The 18652-nt window shown below is 64.5% G+C and carries 22 protein-coding genes and 1 pseudogene; 11 read left to right on the top strand and 12 right to left on the bottom strand.

The genetic code is table 11. From position 1 onward, the window contains the following. The first annotated feature begins 35 nt into the window (after nt 1–35). From ACOZJV_RS07080 to ACOZJV_RS07065, 4 genes are all read left to right on the top strand, one after another. Nucleotides 36–407: a hypothetical protein gene (locus ACOZJV_RS07080; RefSeq protein ID WP_421547199.1), complete on the top strand. Its 372-nt coding sequence runs from the start codon at nt 36–38 to the stop codon at nt 405–407. A 61-nt stretch (nt 408–468) separates the two neighbouring features. Beyond that, the gene (locus ACOZJV_RS07075; protein ID WP_421547198.1) at nt 469–1251 is read left to right on the top strand and encodes a hypothetical protein; all 783 of its coding nucleotides are present in this window, start codon (nt 469–471) and stop codon (nt 1249–1251) included. 271 nt (nt 1252–1522) lie between these two features. Continuing rightward, nucleotides 1523–2692: a p-hydroxyphenylacetate 3-hydroxylase oxygenase component gene (locus ACOZJV_RS07070; protein WP_421547197.1), complete on the top strand. Its 1170-nt coding sequence runs from the start codon at nt 1523–1525 to the stop codon at nt 2690–2692. 75 nt (nt 2693–2767) lie between these two features. Then, nucleotides 2768–3709, top strand: a complete 942-nt coding sequence (locus ACOZJV_RS07065; protein WP_421547196.1) for a p-hydroxyphenylacetate 3-hydroxylase reductase component — start codon at nt 2768–2770, stop codon at nt 3707–3709. 21 nt (nt 3710–3730) lie between these two features. On the opposite strand, the gene ACOZJV_RS07060 is transcribed toward ACOZJV_RS07065, so the two are convergent. Next, entirely contained in the window at nt 3731–4612 is an 882-nt protein-coding gene (locus tag ACOZJV_RS07060; RefSeq protein ID WP_201130516.1) for an alpha/beta fold hydrolase, read from the bottom strand. 157 nt (nt 4613–4769) lie between these two features. On the opposite strand from ACOZJV_RS07060, the pseudogene ACOZJV_RS07055 reads away from it, so the two are divergent. Next, nucleotides 4770–4880, top strand: a pseudogene (locus ACOZJV_RS07055) (LysR family transcriptional regulator); the annotation flags it as partial. Between the two features lie 87 nt (nt 4881–4967). Beyond that, on the top strand, nt 4968–5933 hold the full coding sequence (locus ACOZJV_RS07050) for a bifunctional helix-turn-helix transcriptional regulator/GNAT family N-acetyltransferase (protein WP_421547195.1): 966 nt from the start codon (nt 4968–4970) through the stop codon (nt 5931–5933). A 59-nt stretch (nt 5934–5992) separates the two neighbouring features. Here ACOZJV_RS07050 and ACOZJV_RS07045 read toward each other — a convergent pair whose 3' ends face one another. The 3 genes from ACOZJV_RS07045 to ACOZJV_RS07035 form a co-directional block, all read right to left on the bottom strand. Then, entirely contained in the window at nt 5993–6631 is a 639-nt protein-coding gene (locus ACOZJV_RS07045; protein WP_421547194.1) for a hypothetical protein, read from the bottom strand. A 9-nt stretch (nt 6632–6640) separates the two neighbouring features. Next, entirely contained in the window at nt 6641–6808 is a 168-nt protein-coding gene (locus tag ACOZJV_RS07040) for a hypothetical protein (protein ID WP_421547193.1), read from the bottom strand. A gap of 362 nt (nt 6809–7170) precedes the next feature. Continuing rightward, nucleotides 7171–8229: an NAD(P)-dependent alcohol dehydrogenase gene (locus tag ACOZJV_RS07035; RefSeq protein ID WP_078472575.1), complete on the bottom strand. Its 1059-nt coding sequence runs from the start codon at nt 8227–8229 to the stop codon at nt 7171–7173. A gap of 200 nt (nt 8230–8429) precedes the next feature. On the opposite strand from ACOZJV_RS07035, the gene ACOZJV_RS07030 reads away from it, so the two are divergent. Beyond that, complete coding sequence (locus ACOZJV_RS07030) at nt 8430–9311, top strand: LysR substrate-binding domain-containing protein (RefSeq protein ID WP_201130520.1); 882 nt, start codon at nt 8430–8432, stop codon at nt 9309–9311. 9 nt (nt 9312–9320) lie between these two features. Here ACOZJV_RS07030 and ACOZJV_RS07025 read toward each other — a convergent pair whose 3' ends face one another. Next, nucleotides 9321–9944 carry a LysE family transporter gene (locus ACOZJV_RS07025; protein WP_201130521.1) on the bottom strand — a complete coding sequence of 208 codons (624 nt, stop codon included), beginning with the start codon at nt 9942–9944 and terminating at the stop codon, nt 9321–9323. A 222-nt stretch (nt 9945–10166) separates the two neighbouring features. Here ACOZJV_RS07025 and ACOZJV_RS07020 point away from each other — a divergent pair, with 222 nt between their 5' ends. Both ACOZJV_RS07020 and mntP read left to right on the top strand, forming a co-directional pair. Next, complete coding sequence (locus ACOZJV_RS07020; RefSeq protein ID WP_421547192.1) at nt 10167–10883, top strand: GNAT family N-acetyltransferase; 717 nt, start codon at nt 10167–10169, stop codon at nt 10881–10883. 274 nt (nt 10884–11157) lie between these two features. Further along, entirely contained in the window at nt 11158–11727 is a 570-nt protein-coding gene (gene mntP / locus ACOZJV_RS07015; protein ID WP_421547191.1) for a manganese efflux pump MntP, read from the top strand. Nucleotides 11728–11794: 67 nt separating this feature from the next. On the opposite strand, the gene ACOZJV_RS07010 is transcribed toward mntP, so the two are convergent. From ACOZJV_RS07010 to ACOZJV_RS06995, 4 genes are all read right to left on the bottom strand, one after another. Next, complete coding sequence (locus tag ACOZJV_RS07010) at nt 11795–12244, bottom strand: hypothetical protein (protein ID WP_421547190.1); 450 nt, start codon at nt 12242–12244, stop codon at nt 11795–11797. Between the two features lie 36 nt (nt 12245–12280). Further along, complete coding sequence (locus ACOZJV_RS07005; protein ID WP_421547189.1) at nt 12281–13219, bottom strand: ankyrin repeat domain-containing protein; 939 nt, start codon at nt 13217–13219, stop codon at nt 12281–12283. 120 nt (nt 13220–13339) lie between these two features. Next, a complete protein-coding gene (locus tag ACOZJV_RS07000) occupies nt 13340–13648 on the bottom strand; it encodes a DUF2834 domain-containing protein (protein ID WP_078472570.1) in 309 nt (102 codons plus the stop codon). Nucleotide 13649: 1 nt separating this feature from the next. Further along, nucleotides 13650–14060, bottom strand: a complete 411-nt coding sequence (locus ACOZJV_RS06995) for a DUF6713 family protein (protein WP_421547188.1) — start codon at nt 14058–14060, stop codon at nt 13650–13652. Nucleotides 14061–14172: 112 nt separating this feature from the next. On the opposite strand from ACOZJV_RS06995, the gene ACOZJV_RS06990 reads away from it, so the two are divergent. After that, complete coding sequence (locus ACOZJV_RS06990; protein ID WP_421547187.1) at nt 14173–14997, top strand: helix-turn-helix domain-containing protein; 825 nt, start codon at nt 14173–14175, stop codon at nt 14995–14997. On the opposite strand, the gene ACOZJV_RS06985 is transcribed toward ACOZJV_RS06990, so the two are convergent. Further along, nucleotides 14994–15368, bottom strand: coding sequence for a DUF2784 domain-containing protein (locus ACOZJV_RS06985; RefSeq protein ID WP_421547186.1), 375 nt, complete (start codon nt 15366–15368; stop codon nt 14994–14996). The two genes, ACOZJV_RS06990 and ACOZJV_RS06985, sit on opposite strands and share 4 nt — an antisense overlap. 225 nt (nt 15369–15593) lie before the next feature. Then, nucleotides 15594–16967, bottom strand: a complete 1374-nt coding sequence (gene ppnN / locus ACOZJV_RS06980) for a nucleotide 5'-monophosphate nucleosidase PpnN (protein ID WP_078472566.1) — start codon at nt 16965–16967, stop codon at nt 15594–15596. Nucleotides 16968–17370: 403 nt separating this feature from the next. On the opposite strand from ppnN, the gene ACOZJV_RS06975 reads away from it, so the two are divergent. Then, on the top strand, nt 17371–17778 hold the full coding sequence (locus ACOZJV_RS06975) for a response regulator (RefSeq protein ID WP_421547185.1): 408 nt from the start codon (nt 17371–17373) through the stop codon (nt 17776–17778). Here the strand turns inward: ACOZJV_RS06975 and ACOZJV_RS06970 are convergent, their stop codons facing one another. Further along, nucleotides 17779–18648, bottom strand: a complete 870-nt coding sequence (locus ACOZJV_RS06970) for an isocitrate lyase/PEP mutase family protein (protein WP_020298836.1) — start codon at nt 18646–18648, stop codon at nt 17779–17781. Between the last annotated feature and the right edge of the window lie 4 nt (nt 18649–18652).

Raw genomic sequence — 18652 nt, 5'->3', positions numbered from 1 at the left:
ATTGGCGTCTTTTTTTGCCCTTCAAGGACCGACCCATGCTCTTGAGCAAGCGCGAGCAGGCCCGCACCGAACGGCACCTGGCAGCGACCCTGACCGAGGCCTGCGAAACCGCCAAGGCTGAAGTGCCGGGTTTTTGCTGGTTGACCCACAAGGTCGATTACGCGGCATTCGCCTCCAGCCTGCTGGTGCTGTGGGTGTTCGACACCCAGGCCAGCCAGGACCAGGCCCTGGCCGACGGGCAGGGCGCACGGCTGGTCGAGCTGACGGCCCAGGCCCTGGATGCGGCCCAGGTGCAGGTCAGTGCGGTGGCCGCCCATGTGCAGTTCGACAACGAAGAGCAATGCGCCCGGTCCAACGCCGGCAACTGGCAGCAACGTTTGGCGCGCAAGCGCCTGTTGCGCGGCTGAAGCGCGCCGGTATCACCCTCCAGCCCCGAGTGGGCGATCACATTGAGAACAGGACGATCCGATGGACATGCAGTTTTGCGGCAATGCCGCCCCGGGCAACCCCTCCGAAGGGCTGTGCGACGAGTACCGCTTGAGCACCATGACCCATATCGACGAGCTGTTCGCGGCCTGCGCACAGATCCTCGCCAGGCACCCGGGCTGCCGGCCGCTGGTGTCGCTGGATGATTTGCCCCAGGCCCGTTACACCTCGGGCCATGCGCGCCAGAGTATCGACCTCGACCAGGTGACCGAACTCGACCTCGCGGGCCTGCCGCCCGAGTGCTTTGAGGACGGCGAGTACGTGGGCTTTATGACCACCAAGGCCGAGTTCCCGATCTGTGTGCGCAACTTCGCCGCACTCACCGCCGGGGCGTCGTTCAGCGACGCCTGTAGCCATGGCTTGACCCTGGATGCCCAGGGGCTGGCGGAGTGGGTCGGCTATCAGCAGGAGCCGCTGGCGCTGCTCGATCAACCGCTTTCGGCCCTGGTGGTGCCGGTCGCGCAAGCCTGCGAGGCCCTGGCGGCCTTTCCCAACGGATACTTCAGCTGCGACCTGGGGCCGGTGCACAACTTCGCGGTGGCGCGCCATCTGGCGCAGCACCATGGTTATCAACTGATCGGGGTCGGCGCGGCCTACCTCGGGTTTCTTCGGGCCACCGCTGCCGACCCGGAGACCGCCCGCGCCGTCGCCGCGGATTTTTGCGCGCTGTACAACGTCACCGATGAGCAGCGCGAAGGGCTGGCAGACACCGTGGCCCAGGCCGTGCTCGGGCGGACGTACCTGTGGCTGCGCTACGTGGAGTAAGGCCTGCAGAGCAACTGCGCAACGCTTCGGGGGAGCAGGCCTGAGGTCCTTTTCGACCTCGGCCGCCGTCTGCAATGGACGGCGGCTCGCGCCAGGCTCCTGCCTATGAAAAGTGCAATCTTCCAGGTGGAACGTGCATTTTTCATCGCCCTGCGCTTACCCATACTGACTCGGCACAGATCATTGATCTTCGCCATTGCTCCGCTGTCGGCTGCCTTGCACGACGCGCTGAGGCGAGATCAGCAGACGCCAATAATAAAAGAGTCAGTCCATGAAAAAGCCCAACCCGCTGCTTGAAGACCTGAAGTCGATCTTGCCCGCCATTGCCGCCAACGCCTTTCGGGCGGAACAGGACCGCACGCTGCCCGCCGAGAACATCGCGCTGCTGAAAAGCATCGGCATGCACCGCGCCTTCCAGCCGAAGAAATTCGGCGGGATGGAAATTTCCCTGCCTCAGTTCGCCGACTGCATCGCCCTGCTGGCGGGCTCCTGCGCCAGCACCTCCTGGGCCATGAGCCTGCTCTGCACCCACAGCCATCAGTTGGCGATGTTCCCGGCCAGAACCCAGCAGGAAATCTGGGGCGACGACCCCGACGCCACGGCCAGCAGCAGCATCGCGCCCTTCGGCCGTACCGAGGAAGTCGAGGGTGGGGTGACATTCAGTGGCGAGATGGGCTGGAGCAGCGGTTGCGACCACGCCGAGTGGGCGATTGTCGGATTCCGGCGCAAGAACGCCGAAGGCACCCAGGACTATTGCTTTGCCGTGCTGCCGCGCAGCGACTACCAGATCCGCGATGACTGGTACGCGGTGGGCATGCGCGGCAGCGGCAGCAAGACCCTGATCATCGACCAGGCGTTTGTTCCCGAGCACCGCATCCAGAAAGCCCGGGACATGATGGAGGGCACCTCCGGCGGCTTTGGCCTGTACCCCGACAGCAAGATTTTCTATTCACCGTATCGCCCTTATTTCGCCAGCGGCTTCTCCACCGTCAGCCTGGGGGTGGCCGAGCGCATGCTCGAGGTGTTCCGCGAGAAAACCCGCAACCGCGTGCGCGCCTACACCGGCGCTGCCGTGGGGGCCGCGACGCCGGCCCTGATGCGCCTCGCCGAGTCCACCCACCAGGTGGCGGCGGCGCGGGCCTTCCTGGAAAAGACCTGGGAAGAACACGCCGACCACAGCGCGCGCCATGAGTACCCGAGCCGCGAGACCCTGGCCTTCTGGCGCACCAACCAGGGCTACGCGACCAAGATGTGCATCCAGGCCGTGGATCGGTTGATGGAAGCGGCGGGTGGCGGTGCCTGGTTCGAGAGCAACGAGCTGCAACGGCTGTTTCGCGACGCCCACCTGACCGGTGCCCATGCCTACACCGACTATGACGTGTGCGCGCAAATTCTCGGTCGCGAGCTGATGGGCCTGGAGCCCGACCCGACCATGGTTTGATCCGCCCCGCTGCGGGCAGCCCTTGCACATAACAACAAATCGAGGCCGACCACTGCGCCGGCCCAGGAGTCTTGCATGCCTGACCTTTCTGAAATCGCCTTCGACACCCGCGCCTTTCGCCGGGCCCTGGGCAACTTTGCCACCGGCGTTACCGTGGTCACGGCCGCGGCCGAAGATGGGCGCCGGGTCGGGGTGACCGCCAACAGCTTCAATTCGGTGTCCCTGGACCCACCCCTGGTGTTGTGGAGCATCGACAAGCGCTCCAGCAGCCATGAGGTGTTCGAGGCCGCCAGCCATTTTGCGGTGAACGTGCTGGCGGCCGACCAGATCGACACCTCGAACAACTTCGCCCGGCCCCGGGAAGACCGCTTTGCCGAGATCGCATTCGACGCCGGTGCCGGTGGCGCGCCGGTGCTGGCCGATTGCGCAGCGCGTTTTCACTGTGAAAAGTACCAGCAGGTCGATAGCGGCGATCACTGGATCATGATCGGCAAGGTGGTGGCCTTTGATGATTTCGGCCGCTCGCCGTTGCTCTATCACCAGGGCGCCTACTCCATGGTATTGCCCCACACCCGCATGACCCGGCGCGAAGAAGGGCAGTTGCCCAGCAGCCACTTCCAGGGGCGCCTGAGCCACAACTTGTATTACCTGATGACCCAGGCGCTGCGGGCCTACCAGGCCAGTTACCAGCCTCGGCAATTGTCCACCGGCCTGCGCACCAGCGAGGCGCGCATGTTGATGGTGCTGGAGAGCGATGCCGGGCTGGACCTGGCCGACCTGCAACGGGAAGTCGCCATGCCGATTCGCGAGATCGAGGAGGCGGTGGCCAACCTGCGGCGCAAGGGCCTGGTGAGTGACGACGGCGGCCGGGTGCGCCTGACGGCCAAAGGCATCGATGAAACCGAAGGCTTGTGGAGCATTGCCCAGGAGCAGCAGGACAAGGTCTTCAGTCAGTTCGCCCCGGGGCAGATCGAGCATTTCAAAAATGTGCTCAAGGGCGTGATCCAGGACGCCTGATGGGGCTTTGCGCTGGCGGCGTCAGGCGTTCTCTTCGAGCAGAAAGTGCCTGACGGCCTGGGCGCTGGCTGCCGGGTTTTCCTGCATGAAGCAGTGCTGCCCGTCGATGACCTGGGTCCGCAGGTGCGGGTTGAGCGCGGCCCAGCGCCTGACCGAATGCGCCACATAGGGGTAGCTGTCGCGGCCGTGCAGCACCAGGCTCGGGGTCTGCACGGCACGCAGGGACTGCCACAGCCGGCGTGGGAACGAGCTGTAGATATCGACCTCCCGTTCCGGCAGGCACCTCAAGGTCACGCCGTGGGCAACGTCTTTCAGCCCGTGCTCGACATAAGCCTGCAGCGCTTCGTCGCACCAGCCCTTGAAGATCCCCCGATTGGCCAGTGCGGTGCTTGCGGTGGCGCGGTCCGGCCAGCTGTGACGGCGCGCCGCGGCCTTGCGCGCCAGGGCGTGACGGCGGTTGAGGCCCACCAGCGACAGCGCGCCGAGCATGCGCAGCATCGACGGCGGGAAGATCACCGGATCGAGCATCACCGCCCTGGCAAACAGCTGCGGTCGCTGCGCCACGATCAGGCAGGTCAGCACACCGCCGAAGCTGTGGCCCAAGGCATGGCGCGGCACATCGCCATAGGCCGCGATGCCGGCTTCGAACGCGTCGGCGGCCAGCTCGGCGCTGCGGTTCCAGCCAACAAAGCGGCCGCCATGTTCGGTTTCGCCATGGCCCTGGATATCGCACAGCCACAGGTCGAAGGACTCGGCCAGGAGCGCCAGCATCGGCCGGTAGGCCAGGGAGCAAAAGCCGTTGCCGTGGAGAAAGTGCAACAGCGGTTTGCCCGAAGGCGGGCAACGCCAGCCGCGCAGGGTAAAACCTTCAGGGCAGGCGTAAGACCAGGGAATCAGTTGCATTGGGCCTCTTGGGCAAAGGGGTGATCAATCAGGTCGGCCACCAGCCCGCGAACCGGGCCTGGACCGGCCGCGATATTAATCGCCTTGGCCGGCGAAAACAAAAGCCCCGCTGAACACCAGCATCGCCAGCACGCCGATCACGCCGGGCTGCCACACGCCGGTGGCGTTGCCGGAAATTGTCATCAACCTGTTCTGGCCCGCCAAATATCCCAAGGCCCCGGCCAATCGCTGGCTGCGGCAATTGATGTTCGAGGTGTTTTCGGACTGAGGTCGAGGCGCAGCGGGTCAAGCGCCGATTGACGGGATTATGGTTGCGCGATACAACTATGTTTTCGCGGATTTCGAGGGCCTGGCCATGAGCTCATCTCCCGTTGCGCTGATTCAGCAGATTCGTTCGGCCTCACGCCTGATGGTGCGTGAGCTTGGCTTTATGAATGCGACCCTGGCCGCCACCGACTATCCGCCCTCGGCGGTGCACAGCCTGGTGGAGTTGGGCCAGCACGGGGCCCTGACCGGTGCGGAGCTGGCGCAATTGCTGGGCCTGGAAAAATCCAGCGTCAGCCGCATGGTGCGCAAACTGATCGACGCCGGCGAGATCGAGGAACTGACCAGCACCCAGGACGGGCGCGCCAAGCCATTGCGGCTCACGGCGCGGGGGCGCAAGACCGTGCGCGCCATCGATCGCTTTGCTGCCGGGCAGGTGGGCAACGCCATCGCCCACCTGGGCCCGGAGCAGCAACAAACCGTCGGTGCAGGCCTGGCCCACTATGCCAGCGCTCTGCAAACCCAGCGCCTGGGCGCCTCGGCAGCGGTGCTGGCGCCTCTGCGGATTGTTGCGGGCTATCAGCCCGGGATCATCGGCCGCATCGTTGAAATGCACGCCCGCTATTACGCCGACCATGCTCGGTTCGGCCAGCCATTTGAAAGCCTGGTGGCCACCGATATGGCCGAGTTGATGGGGCGTCTGCACAACCCGCGCAACCAGGTCTGGGCGGCGATGGACGGCGAAAGGATTGTCGGCTCGATCGCCATCGACGGTGAAGGCGAAGACAACCAGGCGACGTTGCGCTGTTTTATTCTCGACGAAGCGGCGCGAGGGCGGGGCGCCGGCAAACGCCTGCTGGCAGAGGCCATGGATTTTTGTGACGGCTGGGGGTTCGCCCGGACTCGCCTGTGGACCTTCAAGGGCCTGGATGTGGCGCGCAAACTCTATGAAGACTGCGGGTTTACCCTGGCCCGTGAAGAGACGGGCCAGCAGTGGGGCGGGCCGGTGATCGAGCAGTATTTTGTTCGCGAAGCGCGGGCTGGCGCAGGCGTGTGAACGTGACTGGGCGAGTCGGCCAAGGGCCAACAACACCCCGGCCGATTGGGCCCTGATGGTTACAGGGCGACCCGGGTCAGCCGTTGCAACGCGTCGATGACGCTGGGATTTCTGGCTTCGAGTACGTCGGCCTGGATCTGCGAGATCACCGATTTGAGCAACTCGGTCTGGCTCATGCGGGTGGCCTGCAACAGCCGGGTAAAGTCCTCGGCCACATGGGGATTGACCTTCATCGACAAGCGCTTCATCGACGGCGAAGGCGGCAGCTGGCGTGCGCCGAGCTGCTCGGCGAGGGCTTGGCTGAAGGCTTCGTGCACCCGTTGCAAGTTCGCGGCGGCGGTGGCCACGTGCCCTGCCAGTTCGTGGAAGTAGTAGCTGAAGAACAGCTTGCGAATATGCACGCCGGCCTCTGCGGTGACCGAATGCATCGCGGCATCCAGGGCATCGAGGTAGATCGCCGGCAGGCGCGCCTCGATCGAGGTCTGCGGCAGTTTGCGTGACTCCTTGATCGCCGGCGTGGACTGGGCAGGGATGGCCACCACCGTGTCACACACCTGGCAGACCCCCACCAGAATATCCTTGGCCTCGCCATGGCCGTCACTGAATGGCACGTCACGACGGACATAGGTCGTGGCGACCAGTTGTTGGCATGGCTCGCACAGCGCCTGGCCGTGATCGCCTTCGAAGAGAAGTTTCATGGGCTGCCCTCACTGGTGGACGCTGATAAACCAGGCATCCGGTTCGATGAAATAGAACTTGATGTACCACGGCCTTCTGGCCAGCACATGGACCTCGATTTGCGGCGCTGCATGGTGCGGGCTGCTGCTGTGATGCCGGCCCGTGCATTGCTCGATGATCTCGATCAGCTCCGGCACCGAGACTTAGGCGGTGGTCAGCAGGTTCTTGACCTCAATCGAACCACGCACCGCGTGCAGATAGTTGCCGGTTTGCAATGCCGCGATCAGGTCGCGCTTTGCTTGTCTGAAGCCTCTTTCCATGTTGGCCTCCATTTGTACGAAAGTAATCGTACATTGTCAAGGCGACCTTCAGTCGCGTTATTAGCCAGGTACTTGACCCGGACCGCAGATGATCGCCGATCTGTCCTCGCAGGCCTTCAAGGCATAGGTTTCAGGGTTTTTCGGCTCGTGATCGGCGAAGATTTTTGACTGCTCATGGGGTCGTCAGGCGCAAAAAAGCCGCCCGGCGCGCAAGCGACGGGCGGCTTGAGGCCAGCGACTCAGGCTTCGGCCGGGGCCGCCAGGGACGCCATGTCGATCACGAAGCGGTAGCGCACATCGGCGCGCTCCATGCGTTCGAAGGCGTGGTTGATGTCTTGCATGGCGATCATCTCGCAGTCCGGCAGGATGTTTTTGCGCGCGCAGAAATCGAGCATTTCCTGGGTCTGGGCGATCCCGCCGATGGGCGACCCGGCCAGCCGCCGCCGACCCAGCAGCATGGGCAGGGTCAGTTGTTCATCGATCGGGCCGACCTGGCCGACGATCACCAGGGTGCAGTCCACGTCCAGCAGCGGCATGTACGGCGATACGTCGTGGCGTACCGGGATGGTGTCGATGATCAGGTCGAAGCTCGACTGGGCCTTGGCCATGGCCGCCGGATCGCTGGACACGATCAAGCGGTCGGCGCCCAGGGCCAGGGCGTCGGCGGTCTTGTCGGCACTGCGGCTGAGCACGCTGACAATCGCCCCCAGGCCCACGGCCAGCTTGACCGCCATATGCCCCAGGCCGCCGAGGCCGATGACGCCGACCCGGCTGCCGGGGCCGACATTCCAGGTGCGCAGCGGCGAGTAGGTAGTGATCCCGGCGCACAACAGCGGCGCGGCCTTGGACAGGTCCAGGCCATCCGGCACCCGCAGCACAAACTCTTCGCGGACCACCAGGTGCTTGGAGTAGCCGCCCTGGGTCGCTTCCTTGCTGATGCGGTCAACGCCGTTGTAGGTCTGGGTGTTGTGCTCGCGGCACATTTGCTCTTCGCCCTTGCGGCATTGGTCGCACTCCTGGCAAGAGTCGACCATGCAGCCTACGGCGACCGCATCACCGACCTTGTAGCGCGTGACCTCGGCCCCGACCGCCGTCACCCGACCGACAATCTCGTGACCCGGGACCATGGGGTAGCGGCTGGCGCCCCAATCGTTGCGGGCCTGGTGCAGATCGGAATGGCAGACCCCGCAATACAGGATCTGCATCGCCACATCGTTGGGCCGCAGTGCGCGGCGCTGGAAGTTGAAGGGCGCAAGCGGCGCCCCGGCGTTTTGTGCGGCATAACCCAAGGTTTTCATCGGTGGCGATCCTGTAGGGAGGGAGGCAGCGATCCATAAGTTCGAGCACACAGCATAGAAGGCCTTCGCACGCCATGACGGCGGATGTGGGCACCGTGCCCGGCCCAGCCGCTGAGGGGCCGTGGAAAAAGCTGCTGGGTCATTGGGTGAATTCGCATAAGATCGCCCGCCACAGGATGGGTTTTGGGGCGTGTAAAACAGTGAACTGGGATGATCTGAAGTGTTTCATTGCCGTTGCACAATCCGGCAGCCTCACCGACGCGGGAGCGATGCTCAAGGTCTCGGCCTCGACCGTTGCGCGCAGGATCGCCGCCCTCGAACAGGCCCTGGGCCGCACCCTGTTCGTGAAGAAAACCAATGGTTATTTCCTCAGCGAAGCCGGGGCGGCGCTGGTGCCCCTGGCCCTGGAGACCGAGGAGCGTTTTCGCCTGATCGAGCGCCAGCTGGCGCAACCCGGCGCGGGCCTGGCCGGGCAGGTGCGTATCGATTGTCCGGAGTTGATGGGCACCCACCTGATCATTCCGGGGCTCGATGAGTTTCGTCAGCAGTACCCGCAGATCAGTTTCGACTTCAGCAACAGCGCGTCCTCGGCAAAACTCACGCAAAGCCACAGCGATGTCATCGTGCGCCTGCACCGTCCGGACCAGGGCAACTTCACCCTGCGCCGGGTGGGGTGGCTGGCCCAGGGGTTGTTCTGTTCCCCGGCCTATGCCGCGCGGCACGGGGTGCCGGGTTCGGCGGCCGAGTTGGCGCAGCACTCGCTGATCGGCTGGAGCACGGCCATGGCCCATATGCCGCTGGCGCAATGGCTGGAGCAGATCAGCGGCGGGCAGACACCCTGGATGCGCACCGCCAACCTCACGGCCCAGCTCAAGGCGGTGCAGGCCAACCTCGGCATCGCGGCGTTGCCGGCCTATGTCGGGCAGGGCGAGGGCTTGCATCCGGTATTGGATGACCTGCCGCCCCAGGGCGCCGATATCTGGTTGCTGCGCAACCTGGCGACCCAGGGCCTGGAGCGTGTGGACCGGGTGGTGGAGCACCTGGTGGCGCAGTTCCAGCGCAGCCTGGCGCCGCGGCCTTGATCGTGCCCCTCAGTGGGTCCCGCTGCGCATAAAGATCCAGACCGCCACTGCCATCAGCATCAGACCGAATAGCCTGTTCTGGGCCACCAGCAATCGCGGCCGGGTGCGCAGCAGGCGTTGCACGCTCGAGCCCATGGAGACCCAAATCAGGTGCGCGCAGAAGTTGAGGCTGATCAGCGCCGCGCTGAGGGCCAGCACCAGGGCGATGCTGCGGCTGTCACCGCTGGGCATGAAGGTCGAGAACATCACCAGCAGCATGACCATGCCCTGCACATTGCCTAGCTGCACCATGACTCCGTCACGCCAGCGCAGTTGCCGGGCCTCGGCCCCCGGAGCGGGCAGTGCACGCCACAACAAGCGCAGGCCGAGCCAGAGGATGTACAGGCTGCCCGCGACCCGCAGCAGCCACAGCAACTGCGGCTGGTTCATCAGGCTGTGGGACAGCCCCAGCCCCACCAGCAGTGCCAGCAGGAAATAACACAGGTCGAGCCCGGCGATAAAACCCAGGGAGCGGCGTGCGCCACTCTGCGCGCCGGAGGTCGCGACCATCAGGTTGCCGGGGCCGGCGCTGAGGGTCAGTGGGGCCATGGTCGAAAGCCAAAGGGCCCAGTTGATGTCGAAAATGTGCTGCACCTGTCGCTCCCGGAGACGGTGCGAATTGCACCGGCGGCCAGTCTAAGACGCCCTCGCGGCCGAGGTTATCGCCAGGAATGCAAAGCGCTTTTGCACAAATGCCTGCAAGCCGCGAACCGATTGCCGCGGCATGCCCTGGGCCGCGCTCGGGTTATGATGGGCCGGCCCGGCGCCGCCCCTTGTGGCGGCGGGCACGCCTCAACCCCCGGAGTCAGACGTTCGATGTGCACTATCAGCCTTTTCCAAGCCCCGCCTCCCGAGTCGGTCAACAGCCAGATCCTGCAAATGGTGGTGGACTACCTGAGCGATATCAGCCTGCTCGCCATCACCCCCAGCAACCCCCTCTACAACCTGTATCAATACGGCGTCGGCTACGAGGTACACCTGTACCTGGCGGCCATGGACGGCTCGCGCGGCATGGCCGTCGAGCTGATCGTGGCCCTGGACCCGGAGCAGCCCGAGACGGTGCTGGGCTTCCTGCTGTGCCTGCCGGTCAAGGACGATCCGCAGGCTTGCGCAGTGCCCTATATGGCCGTGCACGCCCGCCATCGGCGCCAGGGTATTGCCCGGGCCATGCTGGCGCAGATGCTCGCGCGCTACCCCCACGCGGAGCTGGCCTGCAGCGTTGCCAAGGTTCCGTATTTCGAGGCGCTGGGGTTTCAGGTGCTGGGCACCCGCGGCCCCCAGGTGTTGATGAATACCCGCGACCACAGCACTGAAGGCTTGCTGCCGGTGCTGGACGTGGCGCCGATCTACAGCTCGCTGGAGGTGCGGCAGATTCACAGTTACCTGCTGGCGCAGCACGGCAGGAAGGCCATGCTCGAGGCCGAGAAAAAACGCGATCGGCAACTGGATCAGATGACCCGCCAGGCTGCCCGTTTTGTCCAGGAGCACCTGGGCCTCGCCGCCGAGCCAAACCCGGGGCAGGGGCTGCAGTAGGGCAGGGCCGGTGACCCGGTTCGCCAGCCCTCTGGGCGAGCCTGCAACAGCCTGAAAAACACTTTCACGTTTTTTTCACGCATGGCTGGTATTCTCCGCAACCTCTTTGGGGAGTAGCCGGCCGTCACGTGAGTGATGGCGCTGTTGGTCAACATTCTCGGCAACCTGCCGTGGCCACAGCATCCGTCGGGATTGGCGAGACCAACGACATACCTGTGCTGAAGTCGGGCGCGCAGGGCTATGTCGTTGACTCACGCCCGACTGGTACATAACCGTGAATGCAGTAGCCCTTATCTTCCTGGCGTTTGCCATGTCCACCGACGCGTTTGCGGCGGCCATCGGCAAAGGCTCCAGCCTCAACAAACCCCGTTTCAGCGAAGCCCTGCGCACCGGCCTGATCTTCGGTGTGATCGAAGCCATCACCCCCGTGATCGGCTGGGCCATCGGCCAGGCCGCCAGCAGCTATGTCACCGAGTGGGATCACTGGATCGCCTTCGTCCTGCTGCTGGGTCTGGGCCTGCACATGATCTATGCCGGCCTCAAGCCTGACGACGAACAGGAAGTCGAAAAGTCGACCCAGCACTCGTTCTGGGTACTGGCCGTCACCGCCGTGGCCACCAGCATCGACGCATTGGCGGTGGGCGTGGGCCTGGCCTTTGTCGAGGTCAATATCCTGGTGGCCGCTGCGGCCATCGGCCTGGCAACCATGGTGATGGTGACCCTGGGCACCCTGCTCGGGCGTGTACTGGGCAGCCTGGTGGGCAAGCGCGCCGAGATCCTTGGCGGGATCGTGTTGATGATCGTCGGCGGCACCATTCTCTATGAGCACTTGAGCGCGGTCTGACCCGCCGCCGCAGGGTTGATGCCCCGACGCTGTCAAAGGCGCCGGGGCTTGATTCGAACGCGGGCTTTCAAACGATATACAGCGGCTGGCCTTGCGCCTTCCAGGCCGCGAAGCGGGCATCCATCAGCGGTGCCAGGCGCTCGTAGTTTTCCCAACTGTCTTCGACGCCATACAGCGACGCCTCGTCGACCTCGAACACCTGGAAGTAGTCGTCGATGTAGCGGCTGTCATTATCCAGGCCTTTGTAATAGGCAAGGGTAAAGGCGTTGCCTTGCTCGCTGAATTCCTGATCGGTGAGCTTCTCGTCCAATACCCGTCGTACAAAGGCCGGCCCGCTGATGCGCCGCGCCTGCAGGTCGTCGATGTCACTGTCGGCATCCTCCAGCAATTCCTCGCTGGCCAAACCGTTGAGCAGCATCCAGGCCAGGAACATACCGATATGGGTCGCGGCTGCGGTGTCCGGCAGGTCCTTGGGATAATCGCCTTCGTAGTGCCAGGCGGCGTCGTCATATTTCATGTTTCAGGTCCTGGGGGGAAAGGGGCGCGCAGGGCGCTACAGAATGCTCGATTGCCATTTCTCGGTGCCGGCCAGGCGGCGTTTCACGCTGTCGATGCGCCATTGCCCGGCCGTGCGCTTGAGCAGGAAGCGGTGCTCGTAGCACAGGCTGCGTTCGGCCGGATCGCGGATGATGACCGCCGTCTGGTTGGCCGACAGCGGGTCACACGCCAGCAACTGATCCTCGGGCGCGTAGGTGGTGGGCCAGCCGTGGGAATGATGTTTGTAGACACGCTGGCGCTGGGTGCAAAAACGCTCGACGATCTGCTCCTGTGCGGCCCAGAAACTGCCATCGCTGCCATGCCCGGGGTCGGCTGCGCTCAGGGCGTTGCCCCGTTGTTCCCAGGCGTGCATGGCCAGGGTGTAGCCGCGCACGACGCTGATCGGATCGGTGCGGTCATCGACCGGGTCCGGCCACGGCAGGACCGGGGTGGGCGCAGGCGCAGGCGGCGCGCCAAGCCCGGCTTGCTCCAGGCGTTGCAGCACCGCCTGGTGGCCTTTGTCCTGGGCCAGGGACCAGGCGCTTTGCTGCTTGAAATCCAGCAGCTGCGGATTGGCGCCGGCATCCAGCAGCAGCGCGACCAAGGCGGGATGGCCGGCCTGCGCGGCGCACATCAGCGCCGTGCGTTTGAGTTCCGGGGACGCCAGGTCGAGGGCGGCGCCGCGTTCGATCAGCAGCGTGGCCAGGGAGGCGTTGCCTGCATGGCTGGCCCAGGCCAGGGCGCTGTAGCCCAGGGCTGTGCATTGATGGTCGATATGGGCGCCGCGATCGAGCAGGGCCACGGTCGCTTCCCATTGCTCGGCGATGACTGCGCTGAGCAAGGCCGTGCGGCCGGTGCCCTTGTGGGTCCATTCAAGGTCCGCGCCGCCTTCGAGCAGGCGCAGCAGGGCAGGAAGGTTGCCGCTCTCGGCGGCTTTTGCCAATAGGTGGGACAAGGTCGGGGCGCTCGTGCAGATCAATCAATGAATCGCCTGCCGCACAAGCTGCATCCGTGCGTGGCGCTGTAAGGGCGCCCATGGTAACTGCGCAGCACCTTGATTCGCCACGCCGGGTTTTCAGCGTCCCTTGTGCCCGCCATTGACCACCAGGTACAGCAACGGGCCGATGGACACGAACAGCGCCGTCAGCGCCAGGTACGGCAGCACGCTGCTCATTGAGCGGCCCCGGGCCCGGGCATCGCGCAGCATCCATATGCCGGCCAGCAGCGCCATCAGGTACAGGTCGATCACCACCTGGGCGGTGTCGGGGCGTGACATCAGCTGCAGGCCGAATTGCAGCAGCGACTGCTCGGCGGTTGCCAGGGTGAAGAGGGTGTAGGCGCTGAAGGCCAGCAGGGTGACGAGGGCGAGGGTGGGGCGGCGCATTTCACTTTCCTTGTGCGGTCAGGGGGCGGCGGTGGGTCGAGAGGCGATCCATGAGAGTCAGCAGCAGGTACAGCGCTGCCATGGCCGCGCAGCCGAAAATCAGCAGTTGCGACAGCACTGAATCGAAGCTGTAGAGCGGGTGCAGGCGCAGGTTGAAGTGCAGGCCAGCGTGCACCACGGCAAAACCGGCCAGCAGCCTGCGGCTGGATTCGCGCCAGCGCCTTGCCGGGTGCCAGCCCAGCCACAGCACCAGGCCCAGTAAGGGCACATGCAGCGCCACGAACAGTTCCCGGGCGCTGTCTGCCTGCAGCTCGCGCAAGCCATACAACAGTCGCCATTCGGCCTGGCTGACGGCGTCCAGTTCATGGCCGAAGAACAGGCTCAGGCAGGTGATGAATACGAGGTTCTTCATGGTTCAAGGCTGGCGTGGCGAAGGGTGAGCACAGGCTAGCCGGGGTGCGCGCCGACACTCAATGACCTCCCAGGTCATAGACACGCCCGCGACCAGCTGCCAGAGTCGCGCCATGCTAAAACTCCTTGATCCTCAGCAACCGGTCGGTGCGCAACTGCGCCGCCTGCGCCAGCGGGCGCGCCTCAGCCAGCTGGAGCTGGCCCTGCAATCGGGAATTTCCCAGCGGCATTTAAGCTGCGTCGAAACTGGCCGCGCCAAGCCCAGCCCGGCGATGCTGCATGCCCTGCTGACCGCCCTGGACACGCCCCTGGAAGAGTGCAACGCGGCCTTTCTCGCCGCCGGCTATGCGCCGCGCTACGAGGCCTTGCCCCTGGCTGATCCGAATATGCAGGCGGTGCACAGCGCGCTGATGCACTTGCTGCACGCCAACAATCCGGCCCCGGCCATTGTGCTCGACAGCGCCTGGCAGGTGCTGGCGGCGAATGCCGCGACCGGGGTGCTGTTCGGGTTGGTGGGGTTGCCCGCGAGTGCGGCCCCGGGCGAGTTCAACCTGCTGCGCACGTTGCTTGAGCCCGGCGGCCTGGGTGACCACTTGCTCAATGCCGATGAAATCCGTCAGGTCGCCTGGCAGCGTGCATCCCGCGAGGCGCTCAATTGTCCGGCCCTGGCTGCGCTGCTGACGAGCCTGCCTTCGGCTGCCGAGGTCGATCCGGCTTCGAGCGCCAGCCCGTCGGCTCCGCTGTTGCTGACCCGAGTGGCGTCGACAGTGGGCGAGTTGCGCTTTCTGTCGACCTTCACCACCTTTGGCATGCCGCTGGATATCACCGTGGCCTCCTTGCGTATCGAGCACCTGATTCCTGCCGACCCGGCGACCTGGCGCATCATGGGCGAAGCCTACGAGCGTGCCAGTGCCGGCCAGGTCACTGTCGAGGCCTAAGCCGCTCTGTGCAGTTGCCACTGGCGAGCCAGGCGCAGGTAGACCAGCAGGTTGATCAGCAGCACCACGCTGCCCATCACCAACTGCATGCCATTGGTCAGCCCGGCCGGGTAAATCAGCGGGATCAGGTAGTGCTCGATAAACCCATCGGCATACCCCTCCTGCCCGGCGTAATGGCGCAGCAGGTTTTCCCAGCGGGTCAGCGGGCAAGTCAGGTGAAACACCTCCACCGCCACACCCCAGGCCGCCGCCGGCAAATGCAGCCACATCACGCCGCGCCACTTGAGCACCAGCAGCCCGCCGAACAGCACGAACAGAATGAACAGCAGGTGAAACAGCACCAGCCCATCGGCGGCAAATCGGAAGAACATCGTGACTCCTTTTTTTCTGATCCGGGTCCCTGGCGTCAGCGCCGCGGCGAATATACAGGGTGAGCCGGGGCGTGCGGGAGGTTGCAGGTGAAAGAGGGGTGGTTTGGCGCGGGGACCGGGTCAGCACTGCCCCTCGCCACAAGGTAAAAAACGCCATGTCCCGCTTAAAGGGCATGGCGTCTCTGTTGATTCGCTGGCCCGGTCAGGGGCAGCGCGCAGTCAGTCTCAGCTCACCACTCGATAGCACGGCACATACGCCGCGCCGCCGGGCAGTTTCATCCGGTGCTGCTCGACGAAGGCTTTAAGCAGTCTGTCCAGCGGCTGCATGATCGCAGGGTCGCCGTGGATGCTGTACGGGCCTTGCTCCTCAATCAGGCGGATGCCTTTGTCCTTGACGTTGCCGGCGACAATCCCGGAAAACGCGCGGCGCAGGTTGGCTGCCAGTTCATGGGGCGGCAGATCAAGGCTCAGTTGCAGTTCGGCCATGTTGGCGTGGGTCGGGTCGAAGGGACGTTGCAGGCTTTCGTCGATCTTCAGCAACCAGTTGAAGTGGAACGCATCGTTGCGCTCGCGACGGAACTGTTTGACCTGCTTGAGCCCTTCGGTCATCTGCCGGGCCACTTCGGCCGGGTTGTCGATGATGATTTCATAGTGGCGCTGGGCGGCATCGCCCAGGGTCGCGCCGACGAAGGCGTGCAGTTGTTCGAGGTAGGCTGCGGCGCTTTTCGGGCCGGTGAGGATGACCGGGAACGGCAGGTCGCGGTTGTCCGGGTGCATCAGGATGCCCAGCAGGTACAGGAACTCTTCAGCGGTGCCGGCGCCACCGGGGAAGATGATGATGCCGTGTCCGACGCGGACGAAGGCTTCCAGGCGCTTCTCGATATCCGGCAGGATCACCAGTTCATTGACGATCGGGTTCGGTGCCTCGGCAGCGATGATGCCCGGCTCGGTCAGGCCCAGATAGCGGCCGCCGCTCATGCGCTGCTTGGCGTGGGCGATGGTGGCGCCCTTCATCGGGCCCTTCATCACGCCCGGGCCGCAGCCGGTGCAGATGTCCAGTTTGCGCAGGCCCAGTTCGTGGCCGACCTTCTTGGTGTACTTGTATTCGTCGGTATTGATCGAGTGGCCGCCCCAGCACACCACCATCTTCGGCTCGACGCCGGGACGCAGGGTGCGCGCGTTGCGCAGCAGGTGGAACACGTAGTCGGTGATGCCCTGGGAGTCGCTCAGGTCGATGCGCTGGCTGTCCAGTTCGTTCTCGGTGTAGACGATGTCGCGCAGGGCGCTGAACAGCATTTCCCGGGTGCTGGCAATCATTTCGCCGTCGACGAATGCATCGGCGGGCGCGTTCAGCAGCTCCAGGCGCACACCGCGATCCTGCTGGTGAATACGCACTTCAAAATCGTGATAGGCGTCGAGGATGGTCTTGGCGTTGTCGACGTGGGCGCCGGTATTGAGGATGGCCAGGGCGCACTGGCGAAAAAGGGTGTAGATACTGCCTGAACCCGCTGCGCTCAATTGCTGGACTTCGCGTTGGGAGAGTGTTTCCAGGCTGCCTTTGGGGCTGACCGAGGCGTTGATGACTTGTCTTGGGGGCATTCTAAAATTCCCTGAAAGCGGAGCCACCGGGCCGGCTGGGGCCGATGGCGAAAAAAGTTGCACATCCAATCTGACCGCGTGCACCGGGGATTTTCTCCGGTGGCGGTGCGCGAAAGCAAACTTCGGCGCGGGATCTGTCGCGCGGCGGATCTCACTTCGGTATAGCGTTTTTCGCCGGGAAGGGAAATGCGCCGCGGCACGCAGTGTGCCAGAAGAGAGGGCGGCGAAGCGCGGGTGCTGAAGCCTTTGCCGGCTAAATGGCACAATGGCATCATTGGGCGCTGGTCAGTGCCGTATCAATCCAGACAATCAAGAATGAATTTCTGCGCCGGTCGTGGCTCATAAGAGCAGATAGCGTCGTTCATCCGCTCAGTCGTCCATGCAGTCAGGGAGCAACAACCTCATGAATCCAGCCTCGTCCACCCGCGCCGATACCGCCCGCCGATTGATCCTGATCGTGGAGGACGAGCCGACGGTGCTGGAGTTCCTGTGCGAGATTCTGCAGGACGAAGGGTTTGCCACCCAGGCGTGCGCCAGTGCCGACCTGGCGTGGGATTTTCTTCAACAGCACGCCGATGACGTGTGCCTGCTGCTGACGGATATCACCATGCCCGGCCGGCTCAACGGTGCGAGCCTGGCCAACCTGGTGGGGGAACACTGGCCGGCGATGCCGGTGGTGGTGATGTCCGGCTACGAAACGCCGGAGAGTTCCGGGGTTCGTCAGCCGGTGACGTTTATCCGCAAGCCCTGGACCATTGGCCAGATTGTCGATTGTGTCGAGGGTGCACTCGGCAAGGCAATGGCCCGCTGATTACTCCTTGACGCTCATGTACTCCTTGGCCCAGACGATGTAGTCCTCGGGCTGGGTGTAGGTGTGCGCCAGTTCCGTTGCGCTCAGGTCCGAGGCCTGGGTGAAGATCTGGCGCTGTTCGCGCAGGCAATCGTAAGTGGCCTTGATCGCGGCGAAGTAGGCGGCGTGGCCGTCGACTGCAATGCGCACACCGAGTTCGGCCAGGCGTGCGTCGTCGCGCAGGGCCGGGTTGCCGTAGGTCACCAGCATCAGCGGCACAGTCAGGTGTTCGCTGATCTGCTCCAGTTGTTCGAAGTCACGCACGCCGACCATGCAGATGGCATCCGCGCCTGCCCGTTGGTAATGCTGGGTGCGGCTGATGATTTCCTGGATCGGCAGGATCGCCGCGTTGGTCCGGGCGATGATCGACAGCTCCGGGTCGACCCGGGCTTCCAGTGCCGCACGGATCTTGCCCACGCCCTCGGCGACCGAGATCAGGTCGGTGGACTTACGGCCGAATTGGGCCGGCAGCAGGGTGTCTTCGATGGTCAGGGCGGCGATGCCGGCACGCTCCAGTTCCACCACGGTGCGCATCACGTTGAGGGCGTTGCCATAGCCGTGGTCGGCGTCGGCGAGTACCGGCAGTTGGGCGACGCGGCCGATGCGGGTGGCCTGTTCGGCAAATTCGCTGAGGGTGATCAGGGCAAAGTCGGGTGCGGCCAGGACCTGCAGCGAGGCGACCGAACCACCGAGAATCCCCACTTCAAAACCCAGGTCGGCGGCGATTCGCGCGGACATCGGGTCGAAGACTGAAGCGGTGTGGTAGCAGGCGTTGGAGGCCATGAGTTCACGGAAGGCGCGGCGCAGATCTTGATGGGAAAGCCTGGACATAACA

This window comes from Pseudomonas sp. QD4, assembly GCF_049199125.1.
GTDB lineage: Bacteria > Pseudomonadota > Gammaproteobacteria > Pseudomonadales > Pseudomonadaceae > Aquipseudomonas.
The sequence above is the reverse complement of the archived record's forward strand: the minus strand, read 5'-3'. Positions and strand labels throughout refer to the sequence as shown.